The sequence below is a fragment of the Sphingomonas sp. CARO-RG-8B-R24-01 genome (genome assembly GCF_022662295.1).
Taxonomy (GTDB): domain Bacteria; phylum Pseudomonadota; class Alphaproteobacteria; order Sphingomonadales; family Sphingomonadaceae; genus Sphingomonas.
Genome location: NZ_JAKNQI010000004.1, coordinates 1 through 14274, shown reverse-complemented (window position 1 = coordinate 14274; position 14274 = coordinate 1). Strand labels below are relative to the sequence as shown.

14 protein-coding genes and 1 pseudogene are annotated in these 14274 nt (G+C 67.3%); 9 read left to right on the top strand and 6 right to left on the bottom strand.

All coding sequences use genetic code 11. The features are described 5' to 3' along the window. The first annotated feature begins 15 nt into the window (after nucleotides 1–15). From L8G49_RS09650 to L8G49_RS09640, 3 genes are read left to right on the top strand one after another with little or no spacing between them, the layout of a single operon-like run. Nucleotides 16–867, top strand: a complete 852-nt coding sequence (locus L8G49_RS09650; RefSeq protein ID WP_277923209.1) for a DMT family transporter — start codon at nucleotides 16–18, stop codon at nucleotides 865–867. Continuing rightward, nucleotides 864–1343, top strand: a complete 480-nt coding sequence (locus L8G49_RS09645) for a GNAT family N-acetyltransferase (protein WP_010161679.1) — start codon at nucleotides 864–866, stop codon at nucleotides 1341–1343. Before L8G49_RS09650 ends, L8G49_RS09645 begins: the two co-directional genes overlap by 4 nt. Then, on the top strand, nucleotides 1343–1699 hold the full coding sequence (locus L8G49_RS09640) for a TfoX/Sxy family protein (RefSeq protein WP_242137917.1): 357 nt from the start codon (nucleotides 1343–1345) through the stop codon (nucleotides 1697–1699). Before L8G49_RS09645 ends, L8G49_RS09640 begins: the two co-directional genes overlap by 1 nt. A 227-nt stretch (nucleotides 1700–1926) precedes the next feature. Here the strand turns inward: L8G49_RS09640 and ppa are convergent, their stop codons facing one another. The 4 genes from ppa to L8G49_RS09620 form a co-directional block, all read right to left on the bottom strand. Next, entirely contained in the window at nucleotides 1927–2499 is a 573-nt protein-coding gene (gene ppa / locus L8G49_RS09635) for an inorganic diphosphatase (RefSeq protein ID WP_242137916.1), read from the bottom strand. 58 nt (nucleotides 2500–2557) lie between these two features. Next, nucleotides 2558–4465 (bottom strand): peptidase M61, encoded by a 1908-nt coding sequence (locus L8G49_RS09630; protein ID WP_242137915.1) that lies wholly within the window; start codon nucleotides 4463–4465, stop codon nucleotides 2558–2560. An 81-nt stretch (nucleotides 4466–4546) separates the two neighbouring features. Continuing rightward, nucleotides 4547–5203 (bottom strand): DUF1345 domain-containing protein, encoded by a 657-nt coding sequence (locus L8G49_RS09625; RefSeq protein WP_242137914.1) that lies wholly within the window; start codon nucleotides 5201–5203, stop codon nucleotides 4547–4549. A gap of 44 nt (nucleotides 5204–5247) precedes the next feature. Then, nucleotides 5248–6075, bottom strand: coding sequence for a sulfite exporter TauE/SafE family protein (locus L8G49_RS09620; RefSeq protein WP_242137913.1), 828 nt, complete (start codon nucleotides 6073–6075; stop codon nucleotides 5248–5250). 238 nt (nucleotides 6076–6313) lie between these two features. Between L8G49_RS09620 and hisS the strand changes: the two genes are divergently transcribed. The 5 genes from hisS (at nucleotide 6314) to L8G49_RS09595 (ending at nucleotide 11566) form a co-directional block, all read left to right on the top strand. Beyond that, nucleotides 6314–7558: a histidine--tRNA ligase gene (hisS, locus tag L8G49_RS09615; protein WP_242137912.1), complete on the top strand. Its 1245-nt coding sequence runs from the start codon at nucleotides 6314–6316 to the stop codon at nucleotides 7556–7558. Next, the gene (locus tag L8G49_RS09610) at nucleotides 7555–7740 is read left to right on the top strand and encodes a hypothetical protein (protein WP_242137911.1); all 186 of its coding nucleotides are present in this window, start codon (nucleotides 7555–7557) and stop codon (nucleotides 7738–7740) included. The genes hisS and L8G49_RS09610 overlap by 4 nt, the downstream gene beginning before the upstream one ends. After that, nucleotides 7737–8810 carry a peptide chain release factor 1 gene (gene prfA / locus L8G49_RS09605; protein ID WP_242137910.1) on the top strand — a complete coding sequence of 358 codons (1074 nt, stop codon included), beginning with the start codon at nucleotides 7737–7739 and terminating at the stop codon, nucleotides 8808–8810. The genes L8G49_RS09610 and prfA overlap by 4 nt, the downstream gene beginning before the upstream one ends. A 532-nt stretch (nucleotides 8811–9342) precedes the next feature. After that, nucleotides 9343–10161 (top strand): peptide chain release factor N(5)-glutamine methyltransferase, encoded by an 819-nt coding sequence (gene prmC / locus L8G49_RS09600; protein ID WP_242185739.1) that lies wholly within the window; start codon nucleotides 9343–9345, stop codon nucleotides 10159–10161. 256 nt (nucleotides 10162–10417) lie between these two features. Beyond that, nucleotides 10418–11566 (top strand): DUF4167 domain-containing protein, encoded by a 1149-nt coding sequence (locus L8G49_RS09595; RefSeq protein WP_242184915.1) that lies wholly within the window; start codon nucleotides 10418–10420, stop codon nucleotides 11564–11566. A gap of 57 nt (nucleotides 11567–11623) precedes the next feature. Here the strand turns inward: L8G49_RS09595 and L8G49_RS09590 are convergent, their stop codons facing one another. After that, nucleotides 11624–11899 (bottom strand): hypothetical protein, encoded by a 276-nt coding sequence (locus L8G49_RS09590; protein WP_242184906.1) that lies wholly within the window; start codon nucleotides 11897–11899, stop codon nucleotides 11624–11626. A gap of 74 nt (nucleotides 11900–11973) precedes the next feature. On the opposite strand from L8G49_RS09590, the gene L8G49_RS09585 reads away from it, so the two are divergent. After that, a complete protein-coding gene (locus L8G49_RS09585) occupies nucleotides 11974–12402 on the top strand; it encodes a CBS domain-containing protein (protein ID WP_242184904.1) in 429 nt (142 codons plus the stop codon). A gap of 166 nt (nucleotides 12403–12568) precedes the next feature. Here the strand turns inward: L8G49_RS09585 and L8G49_RS09580 are convergent. Further along, nucleotides 12569–14099: pseudogene (locus L8G49_RS09580) on the bottom strand (lipopolysaccharide biosynthesis protein). Nucleotides 14100–14274: the final 175 nt, after the last annotated feature.

Sequence of the window (14274 nt, the reverse complement as noted above, 5' to 3'; positions counted from 1 at the left end):
TTCTCCGTCGCCGCGATGGGGATCGCGACCTATTCGGCGATGGACGTCCTGATGAAGGGGCTCAGCATCACCAGCGGCGCGTATAGCGCGGTGCTGTGGCGCTCGTTCGTCGGGGTCATGCTGCTCGGCACGGTGTTCCTGCTCAGGCGGCGGGCCTCCCCGGGGCGGGCGGCGCTGAAACTCCATGCGCTGCGCGGGGCGACCGGGGGGATTTCGGTGCTGCTGTTCTTCTGGGGGCTGGTTCGCGTGCCGATGGCGCAGGGCGTCGCGCTGACCTTCCTCGCGCCGTTGATCGCCTTGTTCTTCGCCGCCGTCCTGCTCGGCGAGACGATCCGGCGCGCGGCGATCCTCGGCTCGGTGATCGCGAGCCTCGGCGTGCTCGCGATCGCGGCGGGGGAGGTGCAGGCGCATGCCTCGACCGCGCATGTGCTCGGCTCGCTCGCGATCTTCGCGGCGTCGATCTTCTACGCTTACTCGCTGATCCTGCTGCGGCAACAGGCGCAGGTCGCCGATCCGCTCGAGGTTGCCTTGTTCACCAGCATCGTGCTCACCGGGCTGTTGCTCGTCGGCGCGTGGTGGTTCGCCGCGGTCCCGAGCGTGGCGCAGCTCCCCGCGATCGGCGGCGCGGCGGTGCTCGGGTCGATCTCCGCGATCGCGCTGGCGTGGGCGTACAGCCATGCCGAGGCGCAAGTGCTCGCGCCGGTCGAATATACCGCGTTCGTCTGGGCGGGGATGTTCGGCTGGTGGGTGTTCGACGAGCGGGTGTCGGCCTATACCGTGGCGGGGGCGGCACTGATCATCGCGGGGTGCGTTTTCGCGATCCGCGGCACCGCCGCTCCCGCACCCCAGACCGAGGCCGCTGCATGATCGAAATTCGCCCCGCCACCGCCGACGATGTCGCGCTGATCCTGCATTTTGTCCGCGAACTCGCCGAATTCGAGCGCGCCGCCGACAAGGTCGTCGCGACCGAGCCGCTGCTCCACGACGCGTTGTTCGGCGCGCATCCCGCGGCGGAAGCGGCGATCGCGTCGCTCGACGGGACGCCGGTCGGGATGGCGCTGTTCTTCCACAATTTCTCGACCTGGACCGGGTGGCGCGGGCTGTATCTCGAGGATCTCTACGTTACCCCCGAGGCGCGCGGGAGCGGCGTCGGCAAGGCGTTGCTGAAGCATCTCGCCGCGCTGGCGGTCGAGCGCGGCTGCACGCGGTTCGAATGGTCGGTGCTCGACTGGAACGAGAAGGCGATCGCCTTTTACCGCTCGGTCGGCGCGCTGCCGATGGAGGAATGGACGGTGTACCGCGTCACCGGCGACGCGCTCGCGACGCTCGCGGACAAGGCCTGATGGCGGTCGACCCGGGACTGATCGCCTGGGTCGAGGAGGCGCTCGCGCCGGTCGGCGGCGTGACGAAGCGCGCGATGATGGGCGGCGCGACGCTGTATCTCGACGGGACGATCTTCGGGATCGTGGCCAATGACCTGCTGTGGTTCAAGGCGGATGCGACGAGCGACGCGGCCTGGGATGCCGCCGGGTGCGCGCGCTTCAGCTTCGAAATGGGGGAAGGGCGGACGGGCACGATGAACTATCGCCGCGCACCGGACGATGTGTACGACGATGCCGATACGTTGCGCGAATGGGCGCTGCTCGGGGTTGCGGCGGGAATGCGGGCACCGGTGAAGCGGAAGAAAACCGCGAAATGACCGTCACCCCGGCCTGCGCATGGCCTCTGCAAAACCGTAGCTGTTCTCCCGCGGAGGCGGGAGTCCAGGAGTTGCGAGAACGGTAGGCCGTTGTCTTGCTTGGCTCTGGATTCCCGCCTTCGCGGGAAAACGGCAAATGGCAGGTCCGTACCCCGACGTTCGCAAAGATTTCGCCTGCGCCGGGGTGACGGGGATATCGCCCGTGCGCGCACGCACGGGCGCGTGTGTCAGGCGTCGACGTCCATGCCCGGGGCCGGATCGCCGGCCTTCTTGGCTTGCTCATACCGCTCGATCGCCTCGATCACGACCTTGCGCGCTTCCTCGCGGTCGCCCCACTTGCCGACGCGAACCCACTTCTTCTTTTCCAGGTCCTTATAGTGGGTGAAGAAATGCTCGATCTGCTCGAACACGATCTCGGGCATGTCGCCACGCTCGTTGACGTTCGAATAATAAGGGAAGGTCGAGTCGACCGGCACGCATACGAGCTTCTCGTCGCCGCCGGCTTCGTCCTCGAGGTTGAGCACCGCGATCGGCCGCGCACGGACGACGCAGCCCGGGATGAACGGCGAGCGCGCGACGACCAGCGCGTCGAGCGGATCGCCATCGGGCGACAGCGTGTGCGGCACGAAGCCGTAGTTCGCCGGGTAGCGCATCGGCGTGTGGAGGATACGGTCGACGAACAGCGCGCCGCTCGCCTTGTCGAACTCGTACTTGACCGGCTCGCCGCCGGTGGGAACCTCGATGATGACGTTGAGGTCGTCGGGCGGGCTCTTCCCGACCGGGATCATGTCGATGCGCATTTGGGTCGTCCTGTCTGCTTGATTTGAATGAGTACGAAAGGAAAAACGCCGGTCTGCCTTAGCGGGGCATCAGCAGGCGATCCAGACCGCCTTCGCCCGTCCCACTCTTCTCAAGCCGCGGATAGCGCAGCCCACCGTGATACTCGAGATTGACCGGCGTGATCGAGTCGTTCGCCTTGATGAGCAGCGTGATCGGCGCCTTGCCGGTCTTGGCGGCGGTGATCGCGGCTTTCAGTACGCTGTCCGAATAGGTCGTGCCGTTGACCGCGACGATGCTGTCGCCGACGGTGATGCCCGCCTTGAACGCCGGGCTGTCCCAGCCCACGCCCGTCACGCCGCCGTCCTTGTTGAGCGAGGTGCCGATCGAATAGGTCAGGTCGGTCGTCTTGCGCGTCGCCTCGCCGTTCTTGAAGGTCAGCGTCGGGGTGTCGGTATAGACGAGCGTGTAGCCGTTCGCCGCGAACCCGGAGATCGGCGCGCGCGCGCCGGTCTCGGTCAGGCGCTTGGTCAGCAACCCGGCCCAGTCGTACGGCTGGATCGCCTGGAGCGTCTTGACGACATCGTCGAACGTGTAGGTGACTTCGCCATAATCGCCATCGGTCAACCCGAAGAACGCGCGGCCGAAATCGTCGATCGACTTCTTGCCGCCCGACTGGCGGCGCAGGATCGAGTCGACCTCCATCCACACCAGCAGCCCCTCGTTGTAATAGTCTTCCGACCGCTGGTAGCTCAGCCAGCCCTTGGGGCGACGCTGCGAGATGACGGGATCGTTGGTGGTGTCGACCATGTCGCGCCAGTCGCGCGCAGGACGGTTGTCGAGGCTGGCGAGGATCATCGCATAGCCGTCCAGCGTGTCCTGTTTCGAGACGATTCCCGACCGCGCCTGGAGCACATAGCCCCAGAATTGCGTCTGCCCTTCATACACCCACAGCAGGCTGCCGCGCATCGGAGTGCGATAATCGGGGGTCCACAGGTCCGCTCCGCGGCGGAACTTGCCGTCCCAGCTGTGATTATATTCGTGCGGCAACAGGTTGCGCGGCCCCGGGCCGTCGTTCCACTTGGTGAAATAGCCGAGCTTCACGCCGTCTTCCGACGAGCGGTGATGCTCGAGCCCGATCCCGCCCATCAGGTCCGAGATCGACAGCAGGAATTCATAGGTGTCGTAATGCTGCGACCCGTAGAGCTTGACCGCCTGGTCGACGAGCCGCTGGTGCGCGGCGATCTGCTCCGGGGTCGCGGCGAGCTCGGCGGCGGTGTCGGCATAGACGTCGAGGTTGACGCGCGGGCTCAGCGCCCATTGCTTGTAATAGCGCCCGGCGAGGACGGGTGAATCGACCAGCACTTCATAATTGGTCTTCTCGTACGAATAGGTCGCGCCGCTCGCCCTGGACGGCAGGCCCGACGAGGCGGTGAATCCGGCCGGATATCTGACCGTCGCCTTCACCGGGATCTGCCGGGTGAAATAGCCCGCCGGATACAGGCTCATCGAGTTCCACTGGAGCCGCAGCATGTTGGGGGTCATCACGATCGACCCCTGGTCTTCCTTCGTCGCCGACAGGAATTGCAGGTCGATGTCGAGCTTGCTCACGCCCGCGGGCACGTCGATGTGATAGGCGTAGACGTCGACCGGATCGCGCGTCCACGCGAGCTCCTTGCCGCCCGCACGGATGTGCAGCCCGGCGAGCTTGTCGAGCTGGCCGGTCGGCGAATGGTTGCCGGGCAGCCATTTCGGGAAGAGCAACGCCATCTGCCCCGCGCGCACGCCGGTCAGCGTCTCGTGCGTCGTGAAGATGCCACGCGCGGTGTCGGTCGCGTCGATGTCGAGCGTCATCGTGCCGGGGAAGGGGACGTCCTGCGCGGCCGGGATCGTGTCGACGAACGGCACCGGTTGCGGCTTGGAATTCTCCGCCAGCACCGGCGCGGTGGTGGACAGCAAGACGGCGGTGAGCGCGACGCGACGGATCATGCAGGGGACTTTCCGATAAGGGGAGAAGAAGACACGCTGTTACACTGACTTAAGCTGGCAAGGCGGCGTACGTCCAGCCCGTCACCCGCCCCCGCCGCTGCTGCTGCTGCCCAACACGTTGATCGTAAAGGCGAGAACGCCGATGTTGAAGACGAACGCGGCAAGGCACTGGCCCAATACGGTACGCCGCACCCGCCGCGACGACACTTCGACGTCGGAGGTCTGGAAGGTCATTCCGAGCGTGAAGCTGAAATACAGGAAATCCCAATAATCGGGTTCGTCGCATTTGGGAAAGTCGATCCCGCCGCTGTCCTTCCCGTCTTCGTCGCAGTCGGAATAGAACAGATGCGCATAGTGCATCGCGTAGATCGTGTTCGAGAACAGCCACGCCACCACCAGCGTCCCGATGATCAGCAGCGTGCCCGTGAAGTTCGTCTTGCCCTGCGTTTCCTTGAACACCGAGGTCAGGATGACGATCATCGTCAGCCCGGTCAGCACCAGCAGCCCGGCGCGGTTGGCGTCGTTGGCGGCCGCCTGCTTGCGCATCTGCGTCGCCTCGCCGCGACGGAGCAGCGGAGCGATCGCGACCAGGAACACCGTGCCCGCCACGTCGAACGCCGCCATCGTCCCGCGACCCCAGCCGAGCGGCGGGATCGCGAGCAATAGACCGGCTACGAACAGCACGGTGAAGAGGATGAACCGGGGCGGAGCAATCTTGTTGCCGACATCGAAAGACATGGGCGGGGTGTTGCAGAGGTTGTGCGCCGTCGCAATCCCGCCCGTCACATATGCAGCGCCCGATTTGCCATCACGCCGGCAATAAACAGCAGGTACACCCCGAACACGCGCTTGAGCGGCTCGGCCGGGAGCGCATGGGCCGCCGCCACGCCGAGCGGCGCGGTCAGGATCGACATGGAGGTGATCACCACCGCGCCGAGCAGGTTGACATAACCGAGCGACCCGATTGGCAGCCCCGGCTTGCCGAGACCGATCAGGACCCAGCCGATCGTCCCCGGCACCGCGATGATGAAGCCGAACCCCGCCGCGGTCGCGATCGCCTTGTGGATCGTGCGCCCGCACAGCGTCATCACGATCACCGCGACCGTCCCCCCGCCGATTCCGAGCAGCGAGGAGAACAGCCCGAGCGATCCCGCGATCGCGGCGCGGGTGGCGCCGGTCGGCATCGTGTCGCTGACCTGTCGCCGCGCCAGTTTGGGCACGAGGAAGTTGATCGACATCAGCACGATTCCGCCCGCGAAGATGAAGGTCAGCGTCTGTCCGGTCATTCGCTGCGCGACGAACACGCCGATGCCGACCCCGGCCACGATCCACGGCGCCCAGCTCCTGAGGATCTGGAAATCGACCGCACCGCGCTTGGCGTGCGACAGGGTCGAGCGCAGCGCGGTGACGACGATCGTCGCGAACGACGTGCCGATCGCGACATGGGTATATTCGCGATGGTCCCCGCCGAGCAGCGGGAGCAGCGCGATCATCGCGGGAACGACGACGAACCCGCCGCCGATCCCGAACAATCCCGCCGCAAAGCCGGCGAACAGCCCGGCGGCAAGCATGGCGGCAATGGCGGGTGCCCAGGCGATCAGCGCGCTCATGCCGATCGCTCGCTGGCGAGGCCCAGGAAAATCATTGAAATTCGGGGAGGCGGCAGGCGCATGGAAACCCTTTCCGAAAGCGAGATCGGTGCGGTCCTGCGGATGCTGGCAAGGGGCTGTTGTCGCCCCCGTTGCCGCGATGCTGCGATGCAGCGAACACCCTGTCAAGCGCCGTCGGCGGCGGCATGCGACAAGCATCTGGCGCTAGGCGCGGGGCTCGCCTAGAGAATCGCGGGTTATGGCTCGTATCGAAACCCCCAAGCGCATCCGCGGCACGCAGGACATCTTTGGCGACGACCAGCGTCGCTTCACGCGCGTGGTCGAAGCGTTCGACCGCGTGCGCAAGCTGTACTGCTTCCAGCGCGTCGACATCCCGGTGTTCGAGAGCACCGCGGTTTTCGCGCGGTCGCTCGGCGAGACGACCGATGTCGTCTCGAAGGAAATGTACACGTTCGAGGATCGCGGCGGCGATTCGCTGACGCTGCGGCCCGAATTCACCGCGGGGCTGGCGCGCGCCTATCTGACCGAGGGGTGGCAGCAATATGCGCCGTTGAAACTCGCGACGCACGGGCCGGTGTTCCGCTACGAACGCCCGCAGAAGGGGCGCTTCCGCCAGTTCCACCAGATCGACGCCGAAGTGATCGGCGCGGCCGAGCCTGCCGCCGATGTCGAGCTGCTCGTGCTCGCGGACCAGTTGCTGCACGAGCTGGGGATCGCGGATGGTGTGACGTTGCAGCTCAATACGCTGGGCGATGCCGAGACGCGCGATGCGTGGCGCGCCGCGCTGGTCGCGCATTTCGAAGCGCACCGTGACGTGTTGTCGGAGGACAGCCTTGCGCGGCTCGACAAGAATCCGTTGCGCATCCTCGATTCGAAAGATCCGCGCGATCGCCCGGTCGCCGACAGCGCGCCCGATATCGATGCCTATCTGACGGATGAAGCGCGCGCCTTCTTCGATGCGGTGACGGCGGGCCTGGATGCGGCTGGCGTGGCCTGGACGCGCAACGCGCGGCTGGTGCGGGGGTTGGATTATTACCGCCATACCGCGTTCGAATTCGTCACCGACCGGCTGGGCGCGCAAGGTACCGTGCTCGCGGGCGGGCGCTATGACGGGCTGGTCGGGTCGCTCGGCGGGCCGGACACGCCCGGCGTCGGCTGGGCGGCGGGGATCGAGCGGCTGGCGATGCTGCTCGAGGAGCCTGCGGTCGACACGATCGATGTGGTGATCGCGGTCGAGGACGATGGCGCGATGTCCACCGCGTTTCGCGCGCTCAAGCTGTTCCGCGAGAATGGCCTGTCCGCCGAGATGGTCGCGACGGGGTCGCCGCGCAAACGCTTCGACAAGGCGGCGAAGCTGGGGGCGAAGGTCGTCGTCGGGCTGCGGCTCGACGCGGATGCGCCGGTGTTCAGCACGCGCGCGGCGGCGGATGTTGCTGAGCATGAGACGGTCAAGGAACTGACCTCGCGGTTGGTCGGCGCATGATCGTGCTTTCCTTACTTGCTTCCCCGGCGAAGGCCGGGGCCCAGTCGTGGAACGGCAATTTTTCTCAGGCTGTCCCCGCTTCCGTCGGCCATCCCGACTGGGCCCCGGCCTTCGCCGGGGAAGTGCTGAAGGTCGCCCGGGAAGTGCAAAAGGAAGCGCAGAAGGGTATGCGCACCGCATGAGCTCCATCTCTCCAGAACGGATCGCGCAGATCGAGGCGCGGCGTGACGAACTGTCCGCGCTGATGGCGACGGGCGATCTCCCGTCCGACCGTTTCGTCGCGGTGTCGAAGGAATATGCCGAGCTCGAACCCGTCGCGCGCGCGGCGGGCGAAGTGCGGCGGCTGCGCGCGGAGCTCGGCGTGCTCGCGGGCATGGAAGCCGACGACGACCCCGAGATCAAGACGATGGCGCGCGAGGAGATCGAGGCAATCCGCGGCACGCTCCCCGACGCCGAGCGCGCGCTGTCGCTCGCGTTGCTCCCGCGTGATGCTGCAGACGAACGCGCCGCGATGCTCGAGATCCGCGCCGGGACCGGCGGCGACGAGGCTGCGTTGTTCGCCGCCGACCTGTTCCGCATGTACCAGCGCTATGCCGAAGGGCAGGGGTGGAAGGTCGAGCTGATCTCCGCGTCCAGCTCCGAAAGCGGTGGCTTCAAGGAAGCGATCGCCTCGGTCGAGGGCAAGGGCGTGTTCGCGAAGCTCAAGTTCGAAAGCGGCGTCCACCGCGTCCAGCGCGTCCCCGCGACCGAAGCGCAGGGGCGGATCCATACGTCTGCAGCGACGGTGGCGGTGTTGCCCGAGGCGGAAGAGGTCGACGTCAAGATCGACGACAAGGATCTGCGGATCGACGTCTATCGCTCGTCGGGGCCGGGCGGGCAGTCGGTCAACACGACCGATTCCGCGGTGCGGATCGTCCACATCCCGACCGGGCTGGTCGTGATCCAGCAGGACGAAAAGTCGCAGCACAAGAACCGCGCCAAGGCGATGAAGGTCCTGCGCACGCGCCTCTACGAGGCCGAGCGCGAGCGGCTCCACACCGAACGCGCGGGGGCGCGCAAATCAATGGTCGGGTCGGGCGACCGGTCGGAGCGGATTCGCACCTATAATTTCCCGCAGGGGCGCGTCACCGATCACCGCATCAACCTGACGCTCCACCGGTTGCCGGAGATCCTGCAGGGTGAGATGGAAGAATTGCTCGGCGCGTTGATCGCGCAGGACGAAGCGGAGCGGCTGGCGTCGCTGGATGGCTGAGCCGGCGAACGGGGGAAAGCCCCTCCCCTTCAGGGGAGGGGTTGGGGTGGGGCCGTTCGGCGCGGTTAACCTCGGTGGTCTCTGCGAGGCTCCCCCCACCCCCAACCCCTCCCCTGAAGGAGCGGGGCGAGAAGAAGAAGCCGCGCGCAAGCCCCTCCCCCTCGGGGGAGGGGTTGGGGTGGGGCCGTCCAGCGCGCCCGACCTCGGCGGTCTCTGCGAGGCCTCCCCCACCCCCGACCCCTCCCCTGAAGGGGAGGGGCGAGAAGAAGAAGTAGCCGCACGCAAGCCCCTCCCCCTCGGGGGAGGGGTTGGGGTGGGGCCGTCCAGCGCGGCTAACCTCGGTAGTCTCTGCGAGGCCTCCCCCACCCCCGACCCCTCCCCTGAAGGGGAGGGGCAAGAAGCAGAAGTAGCCGCGCGCAAGCCCCTCCCCCTCGGGGGAGGGGTTGGGGTGGGGCCGTCCAGCGTACCCAACCCCGGTGGTCTCTGCGAGGCGTCCCCCACCCCCGACCCCTCCGCTGAAGGGGAGGGGCGAATAAGGGCGGCGCTTGTTTCTGCAACCGCCGCGCTCGCGACCTTCAGTGAAACCCCGCGGCTCGATGCGGAACTGCTGATGGCGCACGCGCTCGCCATCCCGCGCGAGCGGCTGTTGCTCTACGCGCTCGACGCCGCGGTGCCCGACACCTTCGCCCCGCTGCTCGCGCGCCGGCTCGCGCACGAACCGATCGCCTATATCACTGGCACGCGCGGCTTCTGGACGATCGAGCTGGCGGTGGGCCCCGGCGTCCTCGTCCCCCGCGCGGACAGCGAGACGCTGCTCGACGCCGCGGTCGATCATTTCGCGAAGCGACCGCCCGTGCGCATCCTCGACCTCGGCACCGGTCCCGGGACTTTGCTGCTCGCAGCGCTTGCGGAATGGCCGGCCGCGACCGGGGTGGGCATCGACCAGTCGGACGTCGCGCTCGGCTTCGCCCGGACCAACGCCGCCACGCTCGGCATGGCGGAGCGGGCGAGCTTCGTGCGGGGCGACTGGGCGGACGGGATCGACGCGACCTTCGACCTGATTCTGGCAAACCCGCCCTATATCGGGACAGTCGAGCACCTCCCGCGCGAGGTCGCGGAGCACGAACCCGGTGCCGCGCTGTTTGCCGGGGCGGACGGGCTGGCGGACTATCGCAGGCTCGTCCCGCAGCTCGGTGCCCTGCTCGCGCCCGGCGGCGCGGCGATCCTCGAGATCGGCGCGACGCAGGCGGACGCGGTCGGCGCATTGCTCGGACAGGAGGGTTTCGATGTCGCCCTGCGCCACGATCTGGGCGGCAACCCGCGCGCGTTGATTGCGACACACGCGGCTTGACGGATCGCATGGCTTTTCCAATATTCCGCTTGGAGAATGCGCCGCAAACCGCTATTGCAACCCCTAGGGGCACGCATTTTCATCGTAACGTGTTGAAAATGGGCTGTTGCCCGCTCCCTTCGTCATGCAGTCGCCCGGTCCGGCGACGCTGGCAAGCGCGCTTCGCCGATGGGCGGCGATCGGTGCGCAAGGGGCATTTGCATCCATATTTCTGGAGCACGACCCGGTTGGTTTCCAAGGACAGGACAACAAGAACTTGATCAACAATCGTCAGGCCGGTCGCCGTCGCGGCCGTGGCGGGCAGCAACAGCGCTCGCAAGGTGGTGGCAATCCGGGCCGTCTCGATACCGGAAACCGGATCGACAATCGCGCCCGCGGCAATGCGGCGCAGCTGCTCGAGAAATACAAGACGCTCGCCCGCGACGCGCAGATGCAGGGCGACCGCGTCAACGTCGAATATTACCTCCAGTTCGCCGACCATTACTTCCGCGTGCTGGCCGAAACCCGCGCGCGCATCGAGGAAAATGGTGGTCCGGTCCAGCGGCGCATCCAGGGCGCGACGCTCGACGAGGACGATACCGAGTTCGAGGACGAGGGCGAACGCGTCCTCCCCGCCGAGCAACCGCGCGGCGGCCAGAACGGCTACCGCCAGGACGGCAACCGGTCCGAGGGCAATCGTTCCGACAATTCCCGCCAGGATGGGTCCCGCCAGGATGGGCCCCGCCAGGACAGCTACCGTCAGGACGGTGGGCGTCAGGACGGCGGGCGTCAGGACGGCGGGCGTCAGGATGGCGCGCGCCAGGACACGCGGCAGGACGGCAATCGCAACGAGCCCCGGCAGGACTCGCGTGGCGACGGCGATCGCGGCTATCAGCGGGGCGGCAACCGCGCCAATGGCGAGATGCAGAACGGCAGCGCCGAGGCGCGCGGCACCGAGGATCAGAACGATCGTCCGCGCCGCAGCCAGAACGGCGCCAGCCAGAACGGTGCCAGCCAAAGCGAGGGCGGGTACGACCGCCAGCGCGGCGACACCCCCCGCGGTGCCGACGATCGCTACGCCCAGTCGGAGCCCCGCACCGAGGAACCCACGCTCGACCGCGCACCGGTAGGCGCGGAAGCGGGCCTGTTGCCCCAGACCGGCGCGACCCAGGCCGACTCCGACGCGGCCGAGCCGCCGAAGCGCGGCCGTGGCCGCCCGCGCCGCGATGCGTCGGCAACCCCCGCCGCCGCCAAGCCCGAGCGCAGGGACGCGGACGAGGACAACGGCTTCTCGGCCGATCTGCTGCCGCCGTCGCTCAACGTCTCGGCGGTCGTTCCGGACGAACCCGATGCCGATGGCGCGGAAAAGCCCCGTCGTCGCCGCGGTCGGCCACCGATCGTGCGCGAGACCGACCCGGTCGCCTGACCGACGATGACCGCCCGGACTCGTCCGGGCGGTCAGCCGCGCGCCTGCCGGCCGCGTCTATTCCAGATCGTCGATCGATTCATCATGGCCGCTTCCCGAACTGAGGAAGACGAGCCCCATCAGCGCCGCGGCGAGCATGATCGATCCGCCCGCCCCGCCGACCACCGCCAGGATCGCGACCCAGCCGAGCGGCCCGTACAGCTGATTTAGCACGCCGATCGCGCCTGCGATGAACAGGATCGCGACCACCCCCATCCAGCCCAGGATCCGACGATACCGCGCCCAGGCGAACGCGGCATAAGCGGGATCCTCGAGTCCTGAACGCTTCGCCATGCTTCCCATTGGCGCGCAAACGTGAAACTCTCAAGCGCCTCGAGACTCACCAACGAGCGAAGCGGGAGAGTAATATGACGATCAGCGCCATCTTGGGCGGCAAGGGCCGCGAAGTCATCTCGGTCACGGCGGATCAGAGCGTGCGCGCGGCGGTGGCGCTACTCGCCGAACGTCGGATCGGCGCGGTGCCGGTGCTGGAAGGCACGCGCGTCGTCGGGGTCTTTTCCGAACGCGACGTGATCTACGCGGTCGCCGCGGATGGCAACGATGCGCTGGCGCGGACCGTCGCCGACATCATGACCGCGCCTGCGATCACCGTCGGCCCGGAGGAAGCGGTGATCGGCGCGCTGTCGCTGATGACTCGTCGCCGGATCCGGCATCTGCCGGTGGTCGAGGGCGAGCGGGTCGTCGGCATGGTATCGATCGGCGACCTCGTCAAATATCGCATCGACCGGATCGAGGCGGACGCCGAGGCGATGCGCAGCTACATCCAGTCCGCCTGACACGGCATCGGGTTGCCGACCGGTCATTCGCCGTTTTCCCGCGAAGGCGGGAAGCCAGGGCCACGGCGCAAAACGGCTATGGATCGCGCGACTCCCGGACTCCCGCCGTCGCGGGAGAACGCCGATGGTTCGGTGGAAACCATGCCTTCGCCGCGGTGACGGCGGTTCATGTCCCGATCGCGACGTTCACCGCAGAAGGCGCATCGCTTTCCAAGCGTCCCCCGGGCGTCTTGCGGATCGTATCGCGCACCTCACGCAACACCCCGCGCGCAAACAGACCGAGCCACCCGGCGTATAGCGCCAAGCCACTCGCCACCAGGCTCATCACTCTTGCGAAAGGCCCCATCGCGGGCAGCAGCGAGTCGATCAGCATCACGCCCAGCGCCATCGCGGTCGCCGCGACCAGCGCCGGTGCGATCGCCAGCGCGACCGCCCGAAGCGATGCGCCGATCACCGGCAGCGATCGCCACAGGCTGAATCCCAGATACACCGGATAGGCACAGATCCACGCGACCGCGAGCCCGGTGGGCCCATAACGCACCCCGACCAGGAACCCGATCGCGAGCATCAACGCGCCAAAGGCACCGTTGCGCACCCCGATCCCCGGACGCCCGCAGGCATCGCACGCGGGTTGCAACAGCACCTGCAGCGTCATGAACGGCATGGCGAGCGCAAGCAGGTGCACGACCGGCGCGGTTTCGCGCCATTTTGTCGCCCATCACCGTCACCACCAGCGGTTCGGCCACGACCGCCAGCCCGAAATAGAAGGGGAGCGCGGCGAGCATGATGATCCGCACGCTCCGCGTGAACGCCACGGCGACCGCGGCACGGTCGTGCTGGATCCGGGCATAGGCCGAGAAGGCGACCTCGTTGAGCGGGGGGACGATCTTCGACACGAAGATCTGGGTGAGGAACAGCGCCTCGGTATAGAGGCCCAGACTGTACGGCGTGAAATTGCGCCCGGCGATGAACACGTCGGCCTGGCTCTGCGCGAACCAGAACAGCTGGCCGATCGCCATGACGCCGCCATAGCGCGCGAGCGTTCCCGCACCGCGAAAGTCGAAGCTCGGCCACACCAGCGAGCGCGCCGCGATCGTCATGCCGATCGCGCGGACCGTGAACAGCACGATCGGCGCGAGCACCAGCGTCCATACCCCCAGCCCGGCGAGCGCACCGGCGAGCGCTGCCCCGGCCGCGGCGACCGATGCGACGATGTTGGCGCGCGCCTGCATCCGGAAATCCATCGCGCGGGACAGCAATGCATAAGGGAGCGCAATGAAGGGGGTCGTCAGATAGAGCAGCGCTTGGACGCGCAGCATGTCGGCGACGACCGGCTGGCGATAATAGGCCGCCGCGGCGGGGGCGAGTATCAGGCACTGCAGCGTGGCGAGCCCGGCGTTGAGCAGCAGCAGCATCCCGAACAGCTGGCGAATCGCGAGCGGCGTCACCACGCGTTGCTGGATCAACCCGCTGGCGAGCCCATAGCCGTTGAGCATGTTGAGGAAGACCAGCACGACCCCGGTCATCGCGAACAGACCGTAATCGTGCGGATCGAGCAGGCGAATCACGAGGAAGGTCGAGGCCCATTGCACCAGCTGCGCGAGAATCTGGCTGCCCGACCGCCAGATCACGGCGTTGCGGACCTGATTGGCCAGCGAGTCGGACGGACGGGAAGGAGATTCGGTCGAGGAGGCCATCCTGCACCTGCTAGCGGCAAAGCCTTAAGGAGCCCTGAGTTCCAGCGTTTCCGCGGGTTTGACGCGCGATTGAAAGAAAAGTGCAAAAAAGCGTTTGACCGAATCAACGGCCCTGCCTAGAGGGGTGTCACCGCAGCGACGGACCGGACGGTTCGCTTCTGCAGTCACCAGATCT